This is a genomic window from Mycetohabitans sp. B2 (assembly GCF_021733735.1).
Classification (GTDB): domain Bacteria; phylum Pseudomonadota; class Gammaproteobacteria; order Burkholderiales; family Burkholderiaceae; genus Mycetohabitans; species Mycetohabitans rhizoxinica.
Genome location: NZ_JAHKSP010000100.1, coordinates 1 through 521, shown reverse-complemented (window position 1 = coordinate 521; position 521 = coordinate 1). Strand labels below are relative to the sequence as shown.

Sequence of the window (521 nt, the reverse complement as noted above, 5' to 3'; positions counted from 1 at the left end):
GGGATCGGCGAATCAGGCTGTACTTTGCTGGCGCGTGGGGACGGCAATAAAATAACGACACTGGATCAGGTGCCCTATCCGCACTCGCTTGGGTTCCTGTGGGAAAAGCTGAGCAAATATTTGGGCTTTTCTGAATATGATGCTTGCAAGCTGATGGGGCTGGCCGCTTATGGTGATCCCGCTGTCTTCAGAGAGACATTCAAGCAGCTTCTGAATTCAGAATCAGGCCGATATACGATCGATCCGGACGTAGCCCATTTCCGTCTGCCGGACTTCGAGCGGATCGAGGCATTGTTTGGTCCGGCACGAGCCGATAAAGAACCGATCCTCGATCATCACCGCCATGTTGCCGCCGCCCTTCAAGAAGCCACGGATCATGCGCTTATGGGATTGGTGCGCGAGCTGCGTGAGCGCGCCGCCTCCGATAAATTGTGCTATGCAGGCGGTGTCGCGCTCAATTGCGTCAGCAATTCCGTCATCAAGGAAAGCGGCTTGTTCTCTCAAATGTATGTCCCCACCGC

The 521-nt window shown here is 54.9% G+C and carries 1 protein-coding gene; it reads left to right on the top strand.

The annotated features are described in order from the left end of the window. A partial coding sequence (locus KPG66_RS16890; RefSeq protein WP_272907117.1) for a carbamoyltransferase N-terminal domain-containing protein occupies positions 1 to 521 on the top strand: 521 nt, incomplete at both ends.